At 37.6% G+C, this 23,552-nt stretch carries 16 protein-coding genes; 11 read left to right on the top strand and 5 right to left on the bottom strand.

Annotated features, from left to right (window positions below; all coding sequences use genetic code 11):
* Window positions 1-12 precede the first annotated feature (12 nt).
* The 5 genes from trpS to ileS form a co-directional block, all read right to left on the bottom strand.
* Window positions 13-981, bottom strand: a complete 969-nt coding sequence (gene trpS / locus H0S70_RS12225) for a tryptophan--tRNA ligase (protein ID WP_188320998.1) — start codon at window positions 979-981, stop codon at window positions 13-15.
* 122 nt (window positions 982-1,103) lie between these two features.
* Window positions 1,104-1,742, bottom strand: coding sequence for a lipoprotein signal peptidase (locus H0S70_RS12230; RefSeq protein WP_188320999.1), 639 nt, complete (start codon window positions 1,740-1,742; stop codon window positions 1,104-1,106).
* Window positions 1,742-1,942, bottom strand: coding sequence for a hypothetical protein (locus tag H0S70_RS12235; protein WP_188321000.1), 201 nt, complete (start codon window positions 1,940-1,942; stop codon window positions 1,742-1,744). Before H0S70_RS12235 ends, H0S70_RS12230 begins: the two co-directional genes overlap by 1 nt.
* A 93-nt stretch (window positions 1,943-2,035) precedes the next feature.
* A complete protein-coding gene (locus H0S70_RS12240; RefSeq protein ID WP_123249546.1) occupies window positions 2,036-2,416 on the bottom strand; it encodes a TraR/DksA family transcriptional regulator in 381 nt (126 codons plus the stop codon).
* A 77-nt stretch (window positions 2,417-2,493) separates the two neighbouring features.
* Window positions 2,494-6,006: an isoleucine--tRNA ligase gene (ileS, locus tag H0S70_RS12245; protein WP_188321001.1), complete on the bottom strand. Its 3,513-nt coding sequence runs from the start codon at window positions 6,004-6,006 to the stop codon at window positions 2,494-2,496.
* A 274-nt stretch (window positions 6,007-6,280) separates the two neighbouring features.
* Here ileS and topA point away from each other — a divergent pair, with 274 nt between their 5' ends.
* The 11 genes from topA to H0S70_RS12300 all read left to right on the top strand — a co-directional run bounded on the left by topA (window position 6,281) and on the right by H0S70_RS12300 (window position 23,552).
* Window positions 6,281-8,839 (top strand): type I DNA topoisomerase, encoded by a 2,559-nt coding sequence (gene topA, locus H0S70_RS12250; RefSeq protein ID WP_123249544.1) that lies wholly within the window; start codon window positions 6,281-6,283, stop codon window positions 8,837-8,839.
* A gap of 431 nt (window positions 8,840-9,270) precedes the next feature.
* A complete protein-coding gene (locus H0S70_RS12255) occupies window positions 9,271-12,327 on the top strand; it encodes a T9SS type A sorting domain-containing protein (RefSeq protein ID WP_188321002.1) in 3,057 nt (1,018 codons plus the stop codon).
* A 102-nt stretch (window positions 12,328-12,429) separates the two neighbouring features.
* On the top strand, window positions 12,430-13,506 hold the full coding sequence (locus H0S70_RS12260) for a formimidoylglutamase (protein ID WP_188321003.1): 1,077 nt from the start codon (window positions 12,430-12,432) through the stop codon (window positions 13,504-13,506).
* Window positions 13,507-13,597: 91 nt separating this feature from the next.
* On the top strand, window positions 13,598-15,094 hold the full coding sequence (locus H0S70_RS12265; protein ID WP_188321004.1) for a hypothetical protein: 1,497 nt from the start codon (window positions 13,598-13,600) through the stop codon (window positions 15,092-15,094).
* Window positions 15,087-16,076 (top strand): glycosyltransferase family 2 protein, encoded by a 990-nt coding sequence (locus tag H0S70_RS12270; RefSeq protein ID WP_188321005.1) that lies wholly within the window; start codon window positions 15,087-15,089, stop codon window positions 16,074-16,076. Before H0S70_RS12265 ends, H0S70_RS12270 begins: the two co-directional genes overlap by 8 nt.
* Window positions 16,077-16,093: 17 nt before the next feature.
* Window positions 16,094-17,224 carry an EpsG family protein gene (locus H0S70_RS12275; RefSeq protein WP_228453743.1) on the top strand — a complete coding sequence of 377 codons (1,131 nt, stop codon included), beginning with the start codon at window positions 16,094-16,096 and terminating at the stop codon, window positions 17,222-17,224.
* Between the two features lie 4 nt (window positions 17,225-17,228).
* Window positions 17,229-18,344, top strand: coding sequence for a glycosyltransferase family 4 protein (locus tag H0S70_RS12280; protein WP_123249568.1), 1,116 nt, complete (start codon window positions 17,229-17,231; stop codon window positions 18,342-18,344).
* A gap of 36 nt (window positions 18,345-18,380) precedes the next feature.
* Window positions 18,381-19,232, top strand: coding sequence for a polysaccharide biosynthesis/export family protein (locus tag H0S70_RS12285; RefSeq protein ID WP_188321007.1), 852 nt, complete (start codon window positions 18,381-18,383; stop codon window positions 19,230-19,232).
* A 1-nt stretch (window position 19,233) separates the two neighbouring features.
* Window positions 19,234-21,720: an exopolysaccharide transport family protein gene (locus H0S70_RS12290; RefSeq protein ID WP_188321008.1), complete on the top strand. Its 2,487-nt coding sequence runs from the start codon at window positions 19,234-19,236 to the stop codon at window positions 21,718-21,720.
* 157 nt (window positions 21,721-21,877) lie between these two features.
* The gene (gene porG / locus H0S70_RS12295; protein ID WP_228453744.1) at window positions 21,878-22,798 is read left to right on the top strand and encodes a type IX secretion system protein PorG; all 921 of its coding nucleotides are present in this window, start codon (window positions 21,878-21,880) and stop codon (window positions 22,796-22,798) included.
* 1 nt (window position 22,799) lies between these two features.
* A complete protein-coding gene (locus H0S70_RS12300) occupies window positions 22,800-23,552 on the top strand; it encodes an isoprenyl transferase (protein ID WP_123904125.1) in 753 nt (250 codons plus the stop codon).

The raw sequence follows: 23,552 nt of genomic DNA on the forward strand, positions 1-23,552 counted from the left end.
TTCGTATATAAATTACATTCCCAAATTTGCTCTCACTCTTTTCAGAGTTTCTGCGGCAATTTTTCTAGTTTTTTCGGCGCCTTCTTGTAATTTTTGTTCTAGCTCCGAAATATTGTTCATGTAATAACTGAAAAGCTCTCTTTCCTTAGCGTATTTGGTGAGAATTAAGCTTAAAAGTTCATTTTTAGCATGTCCGTACCCGAAATTTCCGGCGAGGTATTTTTGTCTTAAAACTTCGGTTTGCTCTGCAGTTGCAATCAGTTCATACAAAGCGAAAACTTTATCGATTTCCGGGTCTTTCGGCTCTTCCAGAGATTTGGAGTCGGTTTCTATTCCCATTACCTGTTTTTTCAGTTCTTTTTCCGGAAGGAAAATATTGATGATATTTCCTCTCGATTTGCTCATTTTAGTACCATCGGTTCCGGGAACGTACTTGGTGTCTTCCTGTAATTCCGCTTGCGGCAACACGAAAACGTCTCCCATTTGATGGTTGAATCTTGCGCCCATATCTCGTGCCATTTCCAGGTGTTGAAGCTGGTCTTTCCCGACAGGAACCACTTCCGCATCATAAAGCAAAATATCTGCAGCCATCAAAACCGGATATGTGAAAAGTCCGGCATTTACGTCATCCAAACGATCGGCTTTATCTTTAAATGAATGCGCCAAAGTAAGTCTTTGATAAGGGAAAAAGCATGCAAGATACCAAGAAAGTTCGCAAACTTCCGGGATGTCGCTTTGGCGGTAGAAATAGGTTTTTTCGGTATCTAAACCGCATGCAAGCCATGCAGCCGCAATTTCGTATGTATTTTTCTTCAGTTCAGCAGCATTTTTTATCTGGGTTAAAGAATGCATGTTGGCGATGAAGAGAAAAGATTCGTTTTCAGATTGTTTGGAGAGTTCGATTGCGGGAATAATTGCGCCCAAAAGGTTTCCCAAATGTGGGGTGCCTGTAGCCTGTATTCCGGTGAGGATTCGTGACATATATTGTAAAATTCTAGTTAAAAATTAGCGATAAACTGCTTTAGCAAAAGCGTTTTGCAAAAATAGGGAAATAAAAAACTCCAGACAATTGGCTGAAGTTTCAAATATGATTAAATGTTTTCTTAAAGTTCAAATCCATCCGGAAATGCTTTCTTTCTGAAAATCAGCAGTAAAATTCCACCGACGGTAATTGCAGAATCTGCAACATTAAAGATGTATTTGAAAAACTCAATATGTTTACCACCAATCAATGGCCAACTTTCCGGTACGTTCCAGTTTACAAGGGGAAAATGCAGCATATCAACCACGCAACCTTTCATGAAAGTTGAATATCCATTCCCGAATTCTACTACTTTCGAGACACCGCCGTAATCGATCCATCTTCCTACACTTTCGTCGAAAACAGTTCCGCTGTCGAAGATCATTCCATAGAACATTCCGTCGATCAGGTTTCCAATTGCACCGGCGAAAATTATAGCCATCGGGATGATGAGGTAGTTGGAAGCGCCTTCTTTCAGCCATTTTCTGAAAAGATAAATCATTCCACCGATTAAGAATATTCTTACAATGACCAGGAAATATTTACCGATTAACCCACCGAAATGAAAACCGTAAGCCATTCCCGGATTTTCTACGAAAGTAAGTTTAAAACCAGGAAATACATCCACGCTTTCGCCCAGTTGGAAATGCGTTTTGATATAGAATTTGGAGATCTGATCGATTAATAAGATGATGATGGTGATGATGGCAATCTTCTTCATTACAGATCTTTCTTTGGTTTGTCTTTAAAATTTCTCGCAGGTTTCGATTCTTTTCTCGGAGCAACTTTTACGTCTTGATTAGGAGCGGTTTTTGTGTTTCTGGTGTGAAATTTTTCAAACAGGATTCCCATTTCCTTTAGCGTGCTTTTTAAGGCATTGAGCTCCATTTGGTTTTTTGGATGAACGACTAATGATTCCATTTTTCAGTTTTTATAACATATAAAATGTACAAGGTACCGTGTTCTTTGAAAAACAGGGCGCCTTGCACAATTTAGTGGGTACAATGTACAATATTATCTTTGTAAATTCTTTGCTTCGATGCTCAAAGTCGCATGTGGAACCGCCCTCAATCGGTCTTTCCCGATGAGTTTTCCGGTTACTCTGCAGATTCCGTACGTTTTGTTTTCAATACGGATGAGTGCATTTTTCAAATCGCGCACAAATTTCTCCTGTCTTCCGGCCAAAATCGCATTTTGCTCTTTACTCAGGGTTTCTGCACCTTCTTCAAATGCTTTGAAGGTTGGGGAAGTATCATCCGTTCCATTATTTTGGTCATTGATGAAACTTTCTCTAATCAGCATTAAATCTTTTTCTGCTTTTTCTATTTTTTGCTGAATAAGTTCTTTAAACTCTTTCAGATCACTATCGCTGTAACGTTGTCTTTCTTCTGCCATGTTTTTTTTGTTTGAAATCGTTTGTGTTTTTTGGGAGGATGAAGAATTTCGGATTCTGCATTAATTCTCTGTTAACATCAAACTTTGTTTACCACTAATTTAAATTTCACGTCGTCAATTTCAATTTCATCAAAATTTGAAAGTGAATTTACAATTTCTATTTTATCTGACAATACTTCTTCCGAAATATATGCACGATTGTTAATAAGTTCTTTTTCGAAAGGCGAGTTGGCTTCTAATTGAATTGAAATTCTGTCTGTTAGCTCAAAATCTTTATCTTTTCGGATGTTCTGAACTCTATTGATGAATTCTCTCGCGATTCCTTCCGCTTTTAAGTCATCGGTTATTGTCAAATCTAATGCCACAGTCATTTTCCCTTCGTTGGCAACAGTCCATCCCGGAATATCTTTGGTGAAAATTTCTACATCATCTGTGGTGATTTCATAACCTTGAATGGTCATTTTTCCGTCTTTTTCCAGCGCTGAAATTTCATCAGAACTCAAATTAGAAATTTCCGTTCCAACAGTTTTCATATCTTTTCCGAGTCTTGAACCTAGTGTTTTGAAATTCGGTTTGATTTGTTTCACAATCAAGTGCGAAGCTTCATCAGCATTGATGAGAACCAATTCTTTTACATTAACTTCTTGTTTTATGAGTTCCGAAACTGCTACAATCTGAGCTTCCGTTTTCGAATCCAAAACAGGGATCATCACTTTTTGCAAAGGTTGACGAACTTTGATATTTTCTTTCTTTCTTAAAGAGAAAACCATGGAAGTAATTTGTTGCGCCAAATGCGTTTTTTCTACCAAATCCTGATCAATCAAACTTTCATCAGCAACCGGGAAATTCGTTAAATGCACAGATTCAGCTTCATCTTTTCCGGTAATTTTGTTCAAATCCTGGAAGAGTTGATCCATGAAAAACGGAGCAATCGGTGCCGAAATTTTAGCAATCGTTTCCAGACAAGTGTACAAGGTTTGGTATGCCGAAATTTTGTCTTCGGAATAATCTCCTTTCCAGAAACGTCTTCTGCAAAGTCTTACATACCAATTACTTAAGTTGTCATTCACAAAATTGTTTATCGCTCTTGCAACTTTTGTTGGTTCGTAATCATTGTAAAATTCGGTAACATCTTTTACCAAAAGATTCAGTTCAGAAAGAATCCATCTGTCGATTTCCGGACGGTTTTCAATATCTTTTTCGGAATAATTAAATCCGTCCACATTCGCATAAAGCGCGAAGAACGAATAGGTATTGTACAAGGTTCCGAAGAATTTTCTGCGCACTTCATCAATTCCTTCTACATCAAATTTTAAATTTTCCCAAGGATTTGCATTCGAAATCATATACCAACGCGTTGCATCGGGACCATATTTTTTTAGCGTTTCGAAAGGATCTACCGCGTTTCCAAGGCGTTTTGACATTTTCTGTCCGTTTTTGTCCAACACCAAACCATTCGACATCACATTTTTATAAGCAACTGAATCGAAAACAGAAGTTGCAATCGCGTGAAGTGTGTAAAACCAACCTCTTGTTTGGTCAACTCCTTCCGCAATAAAATCGGCAGGAAATGCTTTTTTGTTGTCGATAAGTTCTTTATTCTCAAATGGATAATGCAATTGTGCGTAAGGCATCGAACCGGAGTCGAACCACACATCGATAAGATCGGATTCGCGTTTCATCGGTTTTCCGGAATCTGAAACCAAAATAATTTCATCCACAATGTTCTTATGCAAATCAATTTTCGCATAGTTTTCCTCCGACATGTTACCGGTTTCAAAACCTTCGAAAGGGTTCGTTTTCATCAAACCTGCCTCGATCGATTTTTGGATTTCGTTCATCAGTTCTTCCACCGAACCGATGATGATTTCTTCTTTCAAATCCTCGCTACGCCAAATCGGAAGCGGGATTCCCCAATATCTGGATCGCGAAAGATTCCAATCATTTACATTTTCGAGCCAGTTGGCAAATCTACCTTCACCTGTGGATTTAGGTTTCCAGTTGATGGTTTCGTTGAGTTCTACCAAACGGTTTTTCACCGCGGTCATTTTCACGAACCAAGAATCCAATGGATAATACAAAACAGGTTTATCGGTTCTCCAGCAATGCGGATAGCTGTGAACATATTTTTCAACTTTAAAGGCTTTGTTTTCAGTTTTTAGAAGAATGGCAAGTTCCACGTCCCAAGATTTTTCCGGAGCGGTTCCTGCGTTGTAATATTCGTTTTTAATATATTTTCCGGCAAATAATTCCGGAGTGTTTCCGCCTTTAATGAATTTCCCTTGCAAATCCACCAAAGGAACGAGATTGTCGTTTTCGTCTTTAATGAGCATTGGTGAAATTCCGTTTTCTTTTGCAACACGGGCATCGTCTGCACCAAAAGTTGGCGCGATATGTACAATTCCGGTTCCGTCTTCAGTCGTAACGAAATCTCCAATGATTACTCTGAAAGCATTTTTTTCCCTTCGGTCAAGATACGCTTCGCTTGATTCAGGATTTTCTGCCGGCAAAAACCAAGGAATCAGTTGCTCATATTCGGTTCCGGCAAGATCTTCGCCGGTGAATTCGGCTAAGATTTGATATGGAATAACTTTGGATTCTGATGAGTAGTTTTGGAAATCTTCATCAGTTCCCAATGCGTATTTTTTACCAAAATTTTTCTCCAAAAGAACTTTCGCAAGAATGATGTTAATGGGCTCGAAAGTATATTGATTAAAGGTTTTCACCAAAACATATTCAATATCCCGTCCAACTGCTAAAGCGGTGTTGGAAGGTAAAGTCCAAGGAGTTGTCGTCCATGCTAAAATGTGGATTGGCAGTAGATTTTCTTTGTCAAATTCAGCCCAATGATTAACACCACCACAAGTAGCACCTGCAATTTCATCGGTGTTTATTTTAGATCCAAGATTCGAGATTTTAGATCGTAGCGTATCACTCAATTTTTTTACTTTAAACTGGGCAACAACAGTGGTGTCGGAAACATCACGATATGTTCCCGGTTGGTTGAGTTCATGGGAGCTCAAACCTGTTCCTGCAGCAGGAGAGTACGGCTGAATGGTGTAACCTTTGTACAATAATTTTTTGTCGTAAAGTTGCTTCAAAAGCCACCAAACGGTTTCCATATATTTAGGCTCGTAGGTGATATATGGATCTTCGAGATCTACCCAATAACCGATTTTTTCCGTCAAATCGTTCCAAACATCGGTGTAGCGCATCACCGCGTTTCTACAAGCCTGATTGTATTCTTCGACCGAAATTTTCTTCCCAATGTCTTCTTTGGTAATGCCCAATTCTTTCTCAACGCCCAATTCTATTGGCAAACCGTGAGTATCCCAACCAGCTTTTCGAAAAACTTGTTTTCCGTTTTGGGTTTGGTATCGGCAGAAAATATCTTTCAGCGCTCTTGCCATCACGTGGTGAATTCCCGGCATTCCGTTGGCAGAAGGTGGTCCTTCGTAGAACACATATTCCGGTTTTCCGGCGCGGGTTTCTACTGATTTCTTAAAGGTTTCGTGAGTATTCCAAAATTTTGAAACTTCATCAGCAATCGCCGTGAGGTCTAGATTTTTATATTCGGTAAACTTATTCATTTTCAGTCAGTTCTATAAGAATGATCTTGGGTTTATTAAGTTTGCGAATATAATGATTTTTAAGGAAAAAAAACAGAACGAATCTCGGGCTTTATTTTTAAAGCGTTCGTGCTCAGTATTTAAGGATTTATCAATGTTTTCAAGATTTTATATTCGATGATTAAAACCTTGGAAAATGAAAACTTTTTTGTGCTTTAAGAAATGGAATAAAGTAGAAAAATCACCTAAAATTCTATTATAACTAAAAATTCCTACTTTTGCAAAAATTTTCTTGATGTCAAAAAATCTAGTCATTGTAGAGTCTCCTGCAAAAGCGAAAACCATTCAAAAGTATTTAGGGAAAGATTTTGAAGTGAAATCCAGTTTCGGGCATATCCGAGATTTACCTAAAAAAGGAATGGGAATCAACTTAGCTACGTTCACCCCCGAATATGAAGTTTCTCCTGATAAAAAGAAATTGGTTGCCGAACTGAAAGCAGCAGTAAAAAAAACCGACATGGTTTGGCTAGCTTCCGATGAAGATCGCGAAGGTGAAGCAATTGCGTGGCATCTTGCTCAAGAATTAAAATTAAAAGATGAGAATACGAAAAGAATCGTTTTTCATGAAATTACCAAAAATGCTATTTTAAAAGCAGTTGAAAATCCACGAAAAATTGACCAAAATTTAGTGGATGCGCAACAAGCGAGAAGAATTTTAGATCGGGTTGTTGGGTTCGAAATGTCGCCTGTCCTCTGGAAAAAAGTTAAACCCGGACTTTCTGCCGGTCGCGTTCAATCCGTCGCAGTGCGTTTGGTGGTGGAACGAGAACTGGAAATAAGAGCCTTTGAGCCCAAATCGAGTTTTAAGGTAGAGGGTGTTTTCTTAAATGAAAATCAGCAGGAAATTGCCGCAAAACTGAAAAAAGATTTTGCTAAAGAAAAGGAAGCGGAAGATTTTCTTCTTCAATCCCAAAACACAGAATTCAAAGTTCTGAATGTAGAAACAAAACCTGGAACGCGTTCTGCTTCAGCACCTTTTACGACATCCACTTTGCAACAGGAAGCGAGTAATCGCCTTGGATATGGTGTGACGACCACGATGAGAGTTGCGCAAAGATTGTACGAAGAAGGGTACATTACCTATATGAGAACCGATTCCGTGAACCTTTCTCAAGATGCGATTAACGCGGCGAAAACATATATTGTTTCGGAGTTTGGTGATGAATATTCCAATCCGCGAAATTTCACCACAAAATCAGCGTCTGCACAAGAAGCTCACGAGGCGATTCGTCCGACCGATTTTTCGGTGAGAAAAATTGGAGATGAACAACTTAATAAATTATATCAATTAATTTATAAAAGAACATTGGCCAGCCAAATGGCGAATGCCAAAATTGAAAAAACCGTTATTGAAATCGGAAATCCGAAACTTCCGCAACATTTCGAAGCGCAAGGTGAAGTCATAGTTTTCGATGGTTTCCTTAAAGTGTACGGAATTACAAAAACCGAAGATGACGACGAAGAAAACAACGAAAAGCTTTTGCCGAAAGTGAAAATCGGTGAAGTTTTAAATTATAAAAAAATAGAAGCCACAGAAAAATTTACCAAACCTTCCGCGCGATATACCGAAGCCGGATTGGTGAAAAAACTCGAAGAATTGGGAATCGGAAGACCTTCAACTTATGCGCCTACCATTCAGACGATTCAGAACCGTGAGTATGTAGATAAGAGGGAAATTCAGCCGCAGGAAAGAGAAATTATGAAGATTTCTTTGGGTAAAACCGGAGTGAAAAAACAAGTTGTCATCGAAAAATTTGGTGGCGACAAGAATAAATTTGTTCCAACCGACATCGGCGAAGTGGTGAATGAATTTTTAACCCAAAATTTTGCTGAGATTTTAGATTACGGATTTACCGCTAAAGTAGAACAAGATTTCGATGATATCGCCAGCGGATCTGAGAAATGGAAAGAAGTATTACAGAATTTCTACAAAGATTTCCACCCGAAAATTGAAGATGTTGAAGAACACGCGGAAAGAGCTAATGGAGAAAGAATTCTAGGAGTAGATCCGAAAACAGGCAAAAACGTAATCACCAGAATTGGAAGGTTCGGTCCGATGGTACAAATCGGCGAACAAGACGATGAAGAAAAACCAATTTTCGCGAGTTTGATGGCCTCGCAAAACATCGCCACAATTACTCTGGAAGAGGCTTTGGAATTGTTCAAAGTTCCGTTTGATTTAAAAGAGTATGATGGGCTTCCGGTGTCTGTGGGAGTTGGTAGATTCGGGCCGTATGTGAAATGGGGAGATACATTCATCAGCATTCCGCGAGGTGAAGAACCGCTTTCGATTACTCAGGAAAGAGCAGAAGAAATCATTAACGAGAAAAAAATCGCAGATGCGCCAATCGCTACTTACAAAGGCGAGCCGGTAACCAAAGGAACCGGAAGATTTGGGCCGTTTATTAAATATCAGTCTCTTTTCATCAATGTTCCTAAGCGTTATGATTTCGATAATCTTTCTCAAAATGACATCAACGAACTGATCGAGGCGAAGCTAGAGAAAGAAGCTAATCGCTACATTCAGCAGTGGGAAAATGAAAAAATTTCTATTGAAAACGGAAGATGGGGACCTTTCATCAAATTCGGGAAATCGATGTTTAAAATTCCGAAAAACAAAAAAGATGAAAAATATACCGCTGAAGAATTGGCAGAAGTTTCTTTGGATGAGGTAAAAAAATGGATTACAGCCCAAGATAAAAATGCTTTCAAAGAAAAGCCCAAAAAAGCAGCTCCCAAAAAAGCAACTCCCAAGAAAGCTGCAGCCAAAAAAACGGTCGTAAAGAAAAAATAATCAGCGTTTTATAGCAAATTTCCTGAACTTGTCATTTTATTAATGACAAGTTTTTTTTATTTAGAATAAAAATGTCATAATTGGTAACGTTTCTGATGTTCAGCGGTTTTAAATAGTATAAAATTTAGTGTTTTTAATAGTTTGTAATGATTGGGTTAATAATATTAATCAAATATTTGATTTTGTAGATTATTAAGAAATTACGGTTATAACTGTGTTTTAGCTTAAAAATATCAGAATTTCCATCATTGAAAAATTTTTAATAAAAATGTTAAATTACATGAATATCAGTAAATTAAGATTTTTATCACTTGTTTTTGTTATTTTTGCCCCGCACAAATGATCCTCCAAACACAAATGATTTAGAAGAATTTATCACACAAACGATGTTAAAAAATTTACAGTATTAACCTTGTAAATTTATTTAACGAATGATAAAAATTAATGTCTTAGTATGGTGTTGTTTGGCAGGCTTGGCGTATTCGCAAACTCAGAACTATTCTAAAGCTCCAAACAGTTATATCTACGACTTAGAACTCGCCAAATCCCAGAATTATGGGGGAATAGAGATTCCGGTTAAAAAGGCCTATGAAATGTGGGCGAATTATGAGTATTTGAAAACCAACGGATCGGCAACTCCGATTCCTCAAGGAATTCAAACTGCATCGTTGTACTGGGAAGATGTTCCGGGACTAATCGAAAACGTAACTATTGTGCCTGGAGAAAATTCTTCTTCTTCTAAAATTAAAGTGGAAGTGAACAAGGCTAAAGGAAAAGGTAATGCTGTAGTTGCTTTCAAAGTGGATGGTACCATTTACTGGAGTTGGCATATTTGGGTAACCGATAACCCTGAAAATGGAATTGCATACTCTCAAGGAACTGAAACTGATATTGATGGAAATCCGATAACCGTTCAGTATATGGACAGAAATTTGGGAGCAGTAAGTGGTAGTTTTCTTGAAAATGATTGGCAAAAATCCGGAGGATTAATGTATGAATGGGGCCGCAAAGATCCGTTTCCGCCACTGGTTTACAAAGACAATAGTTTCTATGAAATCTCCGGCGAAGTTGGGGTTTTGAAGCATATACAGATTGATCAGATCAATACAATTCCTGTTCAGGTAAGACCTTATGATCAAATCGAGAAAAATATTCAGTATGCGGTAAATAATCCCCTCAATTATATCATTAATACTGAAGCTACCGGAAATTGGTTTTCAAGTAGCAGATATAAAATTGCGGGAGGAACTTACGATTATGTCACATGGGATTTATGGTCGGATAATGCAAAGGGGAAATATAGCCATGCAAACAGTTCGAATTCAGCGGTTAAAATGGACAGCCGATCTTATGAATTAAAATCCGAAATGGATCCTTGTCCGAACGGATGGCGTATCCCGTCTTATTATGGTCGCGAAGCGTCGGTGAATAACTTGGCATTTTTCGGAAATAAAGACTGGAATAATGATGATATTAATCCAACAAAAAGACAGCTTTTCCCGGACGCGATCAATCCAAATTTAAATGGAATCAAAGTTTATCCTGGTTTAGGAATGGATTTTACCAACGCACAATCCGGAAACCGAAATTTAGGACTTCTGAGTATTTCAGGTGCTTATGTTTTTTATCCCAATTCGGTTTCTCCGAACGCACCGGTGGGCGTTAATTTTCAGGATACAACAGCCAATGGAGGTTTGTGGAGTGCAACATTCGGTTATGAGGGAGCACGGATTTTTTCAATGATTTCAGATCCGGTTACAACACATACTTCAGTGGGACTCCATGCGATCTATAACCATCAAACCAATCCTACCAAAGCAGGAAATGCAGTGAAATGTATGAGAGATCCGAATATGAGCAAAATCGGAGATTTCGCAACACAATATTTTATCAACCAGAAAGAAGATTTCCAAACCGGTTTAAACAATCCTAATTCGTACGTTCTGGTAAATCAAAATAATCTGCAAATTCCTGTGAGTAAAGCGTTTTCGGTGTACAACCAAATTCTTACTGATCACGAAATGCCTGCATACAACAATTTGGTCGCTAAAGTGAATTGGAGTACAAATGCCCAACTCATCAGCGGAGTTAGTATCATTAAAAACCCTTCTGACGCAAGAAATTCGGTTATTAATGTTCAAATAAATCCAAACGAATCCGGCAACGCAGTAATTTCCCTTCATAACGGAAGCAAGGAGGATCCTGTTCTATGGAGTTGGCATATTTGGGTACCAATAAGTGATCCTACAATTAATACTGTTACTTACATTACAGAGGATCCGGTAGCGGTAGCATATAATTTTGTGAATGCGACACAGAGTAATCTTCCTCCATTAAAAACTACTTTTATGGATAGGAATTTAGGTGCGGAAAGCAACAATTTGAATTCAGGTCTGGCAAATGGTTTACATTATCAATGGGGAAGAAAAGATCCGTTGCCAAACTTCTTGGGAACAAACAAACAAAATATTTATCTTGATAGTGGAGTTTCCCAAAAAACGATCAATGGGACAAATTACGAAGCTAATTATACAGTGAACTACGATATTTACAGCTCCAATAATTCTATTTATCATAAAAAAATAAGAGCGCATATTAAATATTCCGTAGAAAATCCACTTTCTTTCATGTATCATAATGTTTTGGGAATGCTTTATGATGGTGGAAATCACGCCGCGAATGATTTAACAAAAATCAATGATTGGGTTTCTGATGACAGAGCCGATGCCGAAAATCGTTGGGGACACGGAACGGAAAAATCACCCTTCGATCCTTGTCCCGAAGGTTGGCGAGTTCCCGATGTTTCACTTACCAATTTATACTCAGGTTCTAAAGGAAATTCACCCTGGTACAACGGTTCTCATACTGATGCTTATGGAAAACCTGGTGTAATTCAAGATCAATGGCATGATGTGAATACGTATTACGGAGGGACAACTGACAGTAGCAACGGATGGAAATTTGAAACTTCTTCTTTCCAAATTGGAAATTTCCCTAAAGACGGAATCCGCGGAGAATTGGGATCCAATAAAATCTCTATGGAAAGATCCGGTGTGTGGACCGCTTCGTTAGCAGATATGAACACAGGTTTTGCGCTGGCAATGGAATTTCAGGGAAGCAAGATGCAAACTGCAACCGGTGCTTATCCGCAAGCCGCAATGAGTGTGAGATGCGCTAAAGATGAAAAAAGACTTCTGGGAGCTCCAGTGGTTAGGGATTCAGGAACATTGGATACCGGATACGACAATATTCCAAAGCCGAAAACCGCAGATTTACAGACTTATCCGAACCCTTTTAAAGACGAGTTTTACATCAATAGTCCGAATGCTGAACAATTTGAAATTTACGACATCAGCGGAAAACTTGTTCAAAGCGGCAAGGTGAATTCCGGAAAAGTTTCCGCACCGAAACTGCAAAAAGGTTTCTATCTCGTAAAAATCATCATGGAAAATGGTGAAGCGGTAACCAAGAAAATCATCAAAGAATAAGTTATTTGGAACTTTACCTCATAGCACAATCTTTTGGTTGTGCTTTTTTTGTTACTTTTGTTTCATTTTCATTTTAATTTAATACAAATTATTTTCTCAGATATGAACATCGAAGATCTCATGATTCCGCCCAAAGAATTCAAAACCGAAAAATGGCAACTCGGCAATATCATTTCGCAAGAAATCAAAGAAAATGGAATTGTGCTTATTTTTTGTTCAGATTATCGAGGTGTAAAAAACGGAAACGCTGAAATCCAAGATTTTGTAACCATTAGAAAAGAACTGTACCGGCTTTCAAAACTCGATTTTGAGGTTCCGATTTGCGATTTAGGCGACCTTATTTCTGGGCGTTCGCATCAGGATACTCACTATATTTTGCAGGAATTGCTTTCGATATGTCATTACAAAAATGCCATTCCCGTAATCATCGGTGGAAGCAACGATCTTTCTTTTTCGCTTTTTTCAGCTTTAAATTTTCATCAGAAAAATATTAATTATACACAAATTTCGAATATTATTTCTTTGATCAATGAAGGCGAATATATTTCGGATCTGAATTTCTTGTCTAAAATTTTAAGTTCTAAAAATTTCAGCATTAAAAATTATCACCATCTCGGCTATCAAAAGCATTTGAACGAATTGGATTCAGTGAAATTGATGAAAGAAGTAGAGTTTGAAATCATCAGACTTGCCGAAATGATGAATTCAACCGAGAAAACAGAACCGTTTTTCCGTCGTGCAGATTTGGTGACTGTAAATTGTGATGCCGTGGAAAGTATGGGCGATGGTTTTTCGATAAATCCACAAATAAATGGCTTGAATAAAAGGGAAATTTGCGCTTACATGAAAGAAATTGGGTTGAGCGAAAACCTGAAATCAGTCGGGATTTTTAATTTCAATGTGTATTCTCATGAGTTTTTGAATCACCAACTTTTGGCACAAATGATTTGGCATTTAATAGAAGGAATTAATATCCAGAAATCGCACCCGAAAGAGCGTCAATTCGAAACATTTTGGGTAATGATTGATGATGGCGAGTATGCCTTTCAGCGCGATAGTTTCAGCGGATTATGGTATTTTGGAGTAGATGAAAATCCACAAAATCTCATTCCTTGTTCGAGGTTAGAATATGAAGAAGCAAAACGCGGCCGACTCGATAAGCGTTTCATGAAAAGTTGATTTGATGAAATTGAGTTAAAATATTGAAAATCAGATTGTTTCATTGATGGATAAACAGCTACCCAAATTTTTATTAAATCCGTATTTTTTGATGATTTTCACGATCATCTTGAAGGTTCCTGTTTTCTTTGCAAAACATATTCAAGAAGATTCTTTCATTACTTGGCGCGTTGCGAGAAATTTGCTCGATTATGGAGTGATTGGTTTCAATGGTGAAGAACGGATTTCAGCTTCTACAACGCATTTGTACGTGCTGATTTCGACAATTTTTCAATTGGCGTTTGACGATTTTTTCATTTATCCGCTTTTAATTTTTAGTTGTATTTTATTCTTCATCGGATCGTGGTGGTTGGCGAAGATTCTTTTTAGAAAAAACAAACTGAATCGCGCTTTATTTGTGGTTTTCTTAAATATGGTTCCTCCCGCCATCACCGCTTCTTGTTTGGGAATGGAATACGGAATTCTGTTTTTTTTGTACAATGCTTTGCTCTATTTTGGCCTTTACAAAAGAAAAAATTGGGCATTTATTCTCTTCCCGATTTTACTGCTTTGGACCAGAATTGACGCGGTGATTTTCCTTGGCGTGATCTTCATCGCGGATTTTATCATCAGAAAGAAAATCAATTTTGCATTCATTTTGGGCGGATTTTTAGGAATGGTCACCGTGGTTGCTTTCAATTGGATGTATTTTGGCGAGTTGGTGAACCACACGATTACCGCAAAAAAAATCGCATATAAAAATTTAGCACAAAACAATAGCATTGAGTTTTTGCTTTATCAATGGGCATATTACGGCGGTTTAATCAAGAAATATTCGCTTTTTACGTTGCTGTTTTTTCTCGGATTTTTGGTTTTTCTGGGATTTGTTCTGCGGAAAATTATTCAGGATCAATGCCGAATTTCTCCTAAAACCAAAATTATTTTGCTTGCTGTAATCGCTTTTGCATTGTTGAAAATCACTGTTTTTGCCTTTATGAAAGCGTATTTCGATTGGTATTATTGGTTGCCGAGAGTTTTCCTTTTTGCCGGAGTGATCTATTTTTTGTTGAGTTATTTGCCGCTTCCGAAGCGTATTTTGGCGCCTTCTGTTTTCATTTTAATAATTGGATTATACGTTTTTCAACTGCTGCAATCATTTACAATCGGTTATATGGAAGATTCGCAAAGAATGCAAATTGCGCGTGAAATTGGTCGAAGCGATGCGCCTTTGGAACAATCTATTTTCCTCGAACCTGCGGGAATTATTCCTTTCTTTACTGGACTGTATACTTATGATGAAGTTGGTTTGGTGAATGAAAAAATTACTGATGAAATGTTGAAGGATGAAAAATTTTGGTGGATGAATTCTGTCAGAGATTTCCAGCCGGATTATATTTTGACTGTAAAATATCAACCTGGTGATGGGAAAAGTTACTACGCAATGAAACCTGAAGATCAATCCTATTTTGAAGGGCGATATCGATTGGTTCGAAAATATCCGATTGCGGAAATCCATCGAAATGCGCCCGAAATTTTGAGGAGAATTTATGAAATTAGGCCGATTGGGAAAGATTATTATCTCTACAAAAAAGTACTTTCAAATGATTAAAATTTCGGTGATTGTTCCGGTTTATAATGTTGAAAATTACCTAAGGAAATGTTTGTATTCTTTGGTTAATCAAACTTTGCAGGAAATCGAAATTTTAGTGGTAAATGATGGAAGTACCGATCACTCTCAGGAAATTATTGATGAATTTCAAAGGGATTTTCCTTCAAAAATTAAAGTTTTTATAAAAGAAAATGGCGGGTTAAGTGATGCCAGAAATTTCGGAATTGCTCAAGCAAAAGGTGAATATTTCGGATTTGTAGATAGCGACGATGAGGTTTCGACGACGATGTTCGAGGAAATGTACCATTTGGCCAAAAAACATGAAGCCGAAATGGTGATCTGTAACCTTCAAAAAGTAAATGAAAAAGGAAAAATAATCCGGAAGTTGCCACAAATCCCGAACATGCCTGAAAAAATTTTCCTTCGCGAAAATTTTTCGGTGTTTTCGGATTTAAGTTATTTTGCCTGCAATAAGATTTTCAAAGCAGAATTATTCAATCAAAAAAGGTTTAAAAAAGGAGTTCATTTTGAAGATATTCAACTGATTCCGCAACTTTTGCTGAATTGCAAAGTGGTTGCTCACACCGAAAATTACCATTACCAATATCTGGAAAGAAGTGAATCGATCTCGAAAACCCACACCGAGAAAGGGTTAGACATCCTTCACGCTGTAGAAGATGTGGAAATTGCTTTCGAAAAATCGCAGTATGCAGGTGAGAAAAATGGGCTTAAAAATTTTCAGATTTTAGAAGGGATCTACACGTATTTGGCTTATTTGGCTTTTGTGAAAAATGATGAGGTCTACCGGGAGCTTTCCTTAGCGCTGAAAAAATTTAGAACTGAAAAGCAAATTTCTTTGACAGAAATATTGTGTTATAAGCGTTTCGGAAAGAATTATCTGCTATATTTGCCGGTGAAGAAAAAGATTTTTTACCTTTTATATTTCTTTGGGCAAGAGCGTTTGATCAGGAAATTATTATAAAAACACAAAACCCATAAATGCCGATACTACATCCAATTTTTACAATGATTTTCTTGTTTCTGGTGGTGGCGAGTTATTGGGAGATTTTCAGGTTAGAAAAAAAACAAAGTATTTTCACGTGGATTGCCGGCATTTTGGTCGTCGTGGCGGTTGGTTTCCGAATCAATGTCGGTGCGGATTATCCGGTTTATAAAGCCCTCTTTTCGGGATTTGCTATCTATACCGATTATGGCGACGTTCTGGATAAGGCACTCTTCCGTCCCAATACGGAAGAAATCGAATGGATTTTCGTGCTCATTAACAAAATTATTTTTGATTTTGGGATGCCTTTTTACATTGTAACTTTTGTGATGGCGCTCATTACGGTAACTTTAAAGTTCACAGCGATTTATAAAAATTCGGCTTTTCCTACACTTTCATTGCTATTCTATTTTATGCCGATTATGTTTTTCGAAGATGCGGGGCAAATGCGGCAAGGTCTGGGAATTGCGGTGTGTGTGGCTTCTTTTAAATTTATTAAAGAGCGCAATTTACCGATGTTTTTGCTGTGTATGTATATCGCTTTGGGCTTTCATAAAACTTCGATCGTGTTTTTGCCGGCTTATTGGCTTGTGAAAATTCCAATGAACAGCAAAAGAATTTTTTGGGTTCTTATTGTCGCTTTATTGACCTCTCCTTTAGAACTTTATCGCTTGGGAGGCGAGTTTTTCGGATCATTAACTCCGCAAGATATTTCCGGAGCATACACCGGTTATTTGGACGATAGATATTACGGAACGCAGGTGGAAACTGGGTTGAATGATTTGGTGAAATTACTATTTATTGTAATTTTAATTAAATATGACAAAGAAGGTTGCGAAGAGGTTTGGTGGTACGAGTATATGAGGAATTTGGCTGTTTTTGGACTGGCTTTGTTTTATTTTTTCAGGTCTAATGAAATATTTGCGGTTCGGCTTCCGGGCGCGTACATGTTTTTTCTCACGATGTTTTGCCTGAGTAATTTGGTGTATGCAGTAAAAGACCGAACTCGGCAGATTTTATATTTAGGTTTTATGGCTTATTTTATTGCGATGTTTTTCTATTTTGGCAGTGGCAATGGTCATCGTGGAGGATTTACCTCAGAAAGATATCAAAATGCTTTATGGTAACACAATGAATGAAATTAAAGAATTATTAGCTCAATTAGGAATTCCACTTTTTTATGCGAAGTTGGTATTGGGAATTTTGTTTTCTTTTTTGATTACGTTTTTGTCGATTCCGACCATCGTGAAGATTTCTAAAAGAAAAAACCTCATGGACGAACCCGGTACGCGCAGTTCTCACCTTCGAAAAATACCGAATTTGGGAGGAATTGCCATGTTTTATTCGCTTTCGGTTTGTGCTTCTATTTTTGCCTTCGAGCTTTTCGAACTTTATAAGTTCCTTTTTGCTTCATTGGTTATTCTTCTCTATGTTGGGGTGATGGATGATATTGTCATTATGCGGGCTTACAAGAAATTGCTTGCGCAAATCGTGGTAACTTCCATGATGGTGATCGGCTCGGATGTGAGAATTAGGAGCTTTTTTGGACTTTTTGGAGTGTATGAACTCAACTATTATTTCAGTGTTTTGTTCAGTATTTTTACTTTTATTGTACTTATCAATGCCTTTAATTTAATTGATGGAATTGATGGTTTGGCAGCTGGTTATTCCCTGATTTGTAGTGCGATGTTCGGCATTAGCTATTTCCGTTTAGGGGAATACAATTATCCTTTGGTGGTGCTTTCGGGCGTGATTATCGGAACGGTGATCGGATTTTTGTACTATAATCTATCAAATTACCGGAAACATAAGATTTTCATGGGCGATACGGGCTCGATGATTCTTGGATTTTTGCTGGCTTTCACCGCGATTTGTTTCATCGATATTTTCATCGACAAAGAATTGCCGGATGTGCCTAGATATTATCTTCAGTCTGCTCCTGCGATTGCTATGGCAATTCTTATTTTGCCTATCATTGATACATTAAATGTCTTTATCATAAGAATTGTCAAAGGGAAATCGCCTTTTCAGGCAGATAAAAACCATATTCATCATTCATTGCTGGAATTGGGTTTAACGCATAGAAGATCAACATTTTACATTATTGTGTATTACTTGTTTATTGTTTCCGTCGCCTATTTTTTCCGGCACATTAATGTGAATTTACTTTTGCTTTTGGTATTAATTTTAGGATTTATTGGTGCCTATTTACCTAAATTGATCATGCTAATTAAAGAAAAGAAGTAACGAATTATTTGTTATTTTTGTAATCAACATAAAAAAATGAAGAAAATTTATAAAAATCTGCTGTTTCTCACGATTCCTTTTTTGCTAAGTTCTTGCATCAGCACAAAAGACGTAAGATATTTGCAACCCAACGAAAGTCTGGTGATCAATGAAGAAGGCCTCGTTCCTTATAATCTTCCGGTATATCGGGTTACCAAAAACGATATGCTAAACCTCAATATCGTAACCACTCCTAAAGGTGATGCAGCGCAGTTTTATTCAACTTTAAATGCTCCTCAAGGTTCAACAGCAGCGGGTACAACTGCGGGAAATACGGGATCAGGAAACGGACAAGGTGGTAATTCGAATTTTTATTTTAATGGATTGAAAGTAGATTCTAACGGAGATATCAACATCATGGGAATAGGTTTCATCAAAGCTGAAGGCAGAACGATTGAGGAAATTACTCAGGAAATTCAAACAAAAGTTAATGAAAATTTTGTCGAAGGCAAATCCCAGGTTCGCCTCAATACCGATGGAATCACCTATTATATTCTTGGAGATGTGGAAACTACGGAGTTGAGCGGCGAAAAGAAAGCGCATAAAAACACCCTTACCATTACTGAAGCACTTGCCATGAATGGTGGTCTCAATAGAACTGTGGATCGAACTAATGTAGTGATTCATAGAAAGTTACCGGAAGGAATTAAAATTGCAAAAATTGATCTTACACGAGAAGATGTGATGAATTCTCCATATTATTGGGTGCAAAATGGTGATGAAATCTTCCTCAATACTCGATCCAAAAACTTAAACGGTTTAGGAAAAGATCCAATTCAAACCCTTACCACAGGAGTTTCGGTGATTACAACCGCGCTGTCTATTTATTTAATTTTATCAAGATTATAGCATGATACCAGGAAAAGAATCTCCCAGCAAATCGGGTCCCGGTACTGCCGAAAAAATAGGATCTTTTGCTTTTTTCGACTTCGAGCATTTTCTTAGAAGAATCCTCAGAAATTGGTATTGGTTTGCATTGATGGCCGTTTTGGGATATGCAATTTCATGGGTGTACAGCAAGTATTACGCGCAACGAATTTACGCTTCAAACCTTTCATTAAGTATTTCTAATAACACTGCGAGCTATTTCACTCCGAACCAATCCATCAATTTCATTTGGGGACAAAATGGAAATCAGGATGGGATCTATCTTAAAAAAATGTTGCTTTCCCGTTCGCACAACGAATACCTGGTGAAGCAACTCGATTTGTATATCAATTACGCTACGAAAGGCCTAATCAAACAGACTTATCTCGATAAATATGACTCTCCGGTTTTTTTAGAAATTGATAAAAACCATCTTCAGCAGGTCAATTATCCGATTACTTTAATCCCGAAAGGTGGAAACCGGTACGAAGTCGTTTTGCCGGAGGAAAATCAGCAATCGACCAGTTTGTATTCCTTTGCTACGGAAGGATTTTCTAATATTTCGCCCTATTCGCGACCAGCAAATAAAGTAATTTCGGTAGGAGAATGGTATAATTCGCCCAACTTGAAATTTAAACTGTTGAAAAATCCACAACCGACGCCGATTGTTTTAGAGAACATTATTCTTACACTTTCTACGGTTAATCAAACGGTGAATAACTTGGTTTCTACCATTGCAGTGGATTTCGATAAAGAAATTAATACCATTATGATTATCACCAAAAGTGGTTATAATCTGAACGGAACTGTAAATTTTCTGAATACTTCGGTGGGTGAACTACAGAAAAAGAGACTTGTTGATAGAAATACCGTCGATAAAAACACAGAATTTTACCTCGCTGATAATCTCCAAAAAATCAGAAAAAAATTAGATTCGAGTGCTGCTGTTCTCAATAATTTGAAAATTTCCGAAGGTCTATTCGATATTAAAGATCGGGATGAAAAAGCGCTGCAAAGAATCAAAGAATTAGATGCTAAAAAAGCAGAATTGATGACCAGAATCAACTCCCTGAATTCAATCCGAAACTCTTTGTCATCGCAAAATATCGAGAGAATGATCAGCATGAACGCTGCAGGAATCGAGGACGGACTTTTCAGCGCGACAATGTCGGAACTGAAAGCACTTTATCTCAAAAGAAGAGAAATGGCGCTCATCTATACTCCAAATTCGGAACCGATGCGGGAAATCAATCGTTTGATCAACGAAGCTCGAGGAAACTCCAATGGTTCGATTAATAATTACTACAAAAATTACCTCAATGAGCTATCCAAAATTGATCGTATGATTGCTGAGGAAACCGGCGGTTTGGTAAGTTTTCCTGAAAAAGAAAGAAAATATCTCGATGCCGAACGCGGGTATAATATGATTGAGGCGACCTACAACAGCTTGCTTAGTAAGCAGAACGAAACCCAAATTCGTGTTGCAACCAATAAATCGGATATTACGGTAATCGATCCGGCGAAAAATCTCGGTCAAGGGCCGATCGCTCCTGATGTTCAAAAAACGCAATATTCGATCATCGGTGGATTGTTGCTTTTGCCGTTACTGATTTTGGGTATTTCAGAAGCGTTGGATAGCAGAATTCGAAATGTTAAAGAATTACTTCAAGCAACCAAAATTCCGTTGCTCGGCGTCATCGGGAAGAATTCTCATGAAAATAATTTAACGGTTCTGGAGCAACCGAGATCTTCCATTTCAGAAGCTTTCCGGGGAATTCGAGCCAATCTGAGATTTTTGCATAAAGAAGATAATAAATCAAAAGTTATCCTTCTTACTTCTTCCGTTGGTGGTGAAGGAAAAACTTATATTTCCATTAATATTGCTTCTGTTTTAGGGTTGAGTGGAAAAAAAACCATCTTATTGGGAATGGATCTCAGAAAGCCAAAAATTTTCGGAGATTTTAAAATTGATAATAAATTGGGGATTTCTAACTATCTCACCGGTGAAGTCGAGATGGATCAAATCATCAATCAAACCAAAATACCGAATCTTCACGTTGCTACTTCGGGACCAATACCGCCAAATCCTTCGGAACTTTTGATGAGCGAGCGAAATATTAATTTCATTGAGGAGTTGAAAAAGCATTACGACTTTATTGTCATCGATTCGCCACCTGTAGGTTTGGTAGCCGATCCTTTCGAACTGATGAAGCATGCGGACGCCAGCATTTATGTGGTAAGACACGAATATACCGAAAAATACATGTTGAAAATGATCACCGAGAAATACCATAACCACGAAGTGAAGAATCTTGGATTAATTTATAATGATTTCCAGTTCAACCAAGGTTATGGCTATGGTTACGGCTACGGTTATGGTTACGGTTATTTTGAGGAGGATAAAAATTATCAGGAACCAACCTTAATTAAAATCAGAAATGCAGTACGAAAGATTTTCGGAAGAGCATAACTTGGTAACCCTCCAGAGTGAGGGTTTTTATTTAAAAAAATCATAAAATCATTTATTAATCGTTTTTAGAATTAAAAATTATGCTTTTTTGAGGGTATTTAACTAAAAATTAAGAATTTCCTTAAAGCAAAAATGTTTTATATTTGCAAAATTATTTATGAAAATTGATGCTCAGTCATTCATGCAGAAAAAGATTATCTATTGCCTTTTCGCTTTAATTTTCATGTCGGTTTCTTACAAGGGACAGCGGCATGAAATAGGGGTGCAATTGGGGATGAGTAATTTGGTGGGAGATATTGGTAGAACCAATTATATCCTGCAGAAACCTCTCGATAACACCGGTGATTATGGAATTCCGTTTTACGGCGGAATATTATACCGGATGAATTTTAATCCTTACCAAACCGTAAGGTTGAATCTCGGCTATAGCCATATTCAGTTTGTGGATGCAGTGGCAAAAGAGCAGTACCGAAGAGATAGAAAATTGTGGGGAACCAATTCGATTTTTCATGCAGATTTAATCTTTGAATACAACTTTTTCCCGGTAAATGACGAGCAGAAAAGCCTTCTGAGTCCTTATATTTTTGGTGGAGTAGGCGCGATGTTGATGAATGTTGAAAAATTAGTTGTAGCACATGATTTTCATAGAGATGCCGCAGGAAATGCAATTGCACCAAGTGCAAGTAATTATCAAGATTTTAATTCTGATCCAACTTACGAAAATGGTAAGAAAATGACCATGGCAATTCCGTTTGGGGTGGGTTTAAAGTATAAATTCAATTACAATTGGGCGCTTTTCGGAGAAATCATGTTTAGACCAACTTTCTCTGATTCAGTGGATTATAGCGTGATTGATGATAAAGACGTAAAAGTAACTTATAATAAAGATATACCCGTACCCGGAGGAACCAAATCGATTTTGCAGGAAAGCCCTTATTTACAGGTTGCCGAACAAAGAGTTGCGGACTTCCTACAAAATCGGCAAATAGGAAATATCAATTCAAAAGATTGGGTAAACTCAGTTACACTGGGACTTTCTTACTCATTCGGAAGACCACCTTGTTATTGTGAACAGTAAAATGCAGTCGTTTAAAGATAAAATAAATCAGGAAAAACTCCCGAAACATGTAGCAATAATCATGGATGGGAACGGAAGGTGGGCAAAATCTCGAGGAGAAAAGCGCACTTTCGGCCACAAACACGCCATTAAAGCGGTGCGTGATGTGGTGAATGCTTGTAATGAGATTAATATTCCCTACCTTACCCTTTACACCTTTTCTTCAGAAAATTGGAACAGACCGGAGGAGGAAGTCGGCACATTGATGAGCCTGATTTCCGAAACATTATTGTTGGAAGCGGAAGAGATATTCACCAAAGGATTAAGAATGCATGTAATCGGCGATATCAATAAATTACCACCTTTGGTACAGGAACAAATGATGCATTTGGTTGATATCACCAAAAACAATACAAGAGGAAACCTTATTTTGGCATTAAGCTACGGCTCGCAACAAGAAATTCTGAATGCTGTAAAACAAATCAGCACTAAAGTAAAAAACGGCGAGTTGAAAGAAGAGGAAATTACCGAGCAGGTTTTTGAAAATCATTTATATACAAAGGATTTTCCACCAGTAGATTTATTGGTGCGAACCAGCGGAGAAGTGCGGATAAGTAACTTTTTGCTATGGCAAATTGCCTACGCAGAGTTGCAGTTTTTGGATACATTGTGGCCTGATTTCGGAAAAGAAGATTTCTTCGAATGCATCTACAATTATCAAAACAAAGAAAGAAGATTCGGTAAAACAAGCGAGCAGCTTGACGAACATTTATAA

Origin of the sequence: Chryseobacterium manosquense (genome assembly GCF_014623485.1) — a bacterium.
Lineage (GTDB): Bacteria > Bacteroidota > Bacteroidia > Flavobacteriales > Weeksellaceae > Kaistella > Kaistella haifensis.

Coding starts and splice junctions, on each gene's coding strand:
- H0S70_RS12300 (WP_123904125.1), top strand. CDS start 22,800: ATGCAGTCGTTTAAAGATAAAATAAATCAGGAAAAACTCCCGAAACAT.
- H0S70_RS12270 (WP_188321005.1), top strand. CDS start 15,087: ATGATTAAAATTTCGGTGATTGTTCCGGTTTATAATGTTGAAAATTAC.
- H0S70_RS12290 (WP_188321008.1), top strand. CDS start 19,234: ATGATACCAGGAAAAGAATCTCCCAGCAAATCGGGTCCCGGTACTGCC.
- trpS (WP_188320998.1), bottom strand. CDS start 981: ATGTCACGAATCCTCACCGGAATACAGGCTACAGGCACCCCACATTTG.
- H0S70_RS12280 (WP_123249568.1), top strand. CDS start 17,229: ATGAATGAAATTAAAGAATTATTAGCTCAATTAGGAATTCCACTTTTT.
- H0S70_RS12260 (WP_188321003.1), top strand. CDS start 12,430: ATGAACATCGAAGATCTCATGATTCCGCCCAAAGAATTCAAAACCGAA.
- H0S70_RS12265 (WP_188321004.1), top strand. CDS start 13,598: ATGATTTTCACGATCATCTTGAAGGTTCCTGTTTTCTTTGCAAAACAT.
- ileS (WP_188321001.1), bottom strand. CDS start 6,006: ATGAATAAGTTTACCGAATATAAAAATCTAGACCTCACGGCGATTGCT.
- H0S70_RS12275 (WP_228453743.1), top strand. CDS start 16,094: ATGCCGATACTACATCCAATTTTTACAATGATTTTCTTGTTTCTGGTG.
- H0S70_RS12255 (WP_188321002.1), top strand. CDS start 9,271: ATGATAAAAATTAATGTCTTAGTATGGTGTTGTTTGGCAGGCTTGGCG.
- H0S70_RS12285 (WP_188321007.1), top strand. CDS start 18,381: ATGAAGAAAATTTATAAAAATCTGCTGTTTCTCACGATTCCTTTTTTG.
- H0S70_RS12230 (WP_188320999.1), bottom strand. CDS start 1,742: ATGAAGAAGATTGCCATCATCACCATCATCATCTTATTAATCGATCAG.
- H0S70_RS12240 (WP_123249546.1), bottom strand. CDS start 2,416: ATGGCAGAAGAAAGACAACGTTACAGCGATAGTGATCTGAAAGAGTTT.
- porG (WP_228453744.1), top strand. CDS start 21,878: ATGAAAATTGATGCTCAGTCATTCATGCAGAAAAAGATTATCTATTGC.
- H0S70_RS12235 (WP_188321000.1), bottom strand. CDS start 1,942: ATGGAATCATTAGTCGTTCATCCAAAAAACCAAATGGAGCTCAATGCC.
- topA (WP_123249544.1), top strand. CDS start 6,281: ATGTCAAAAAATCTAGTCATTGTAGAGTCTCCTGCAAAAGCGAAAACC.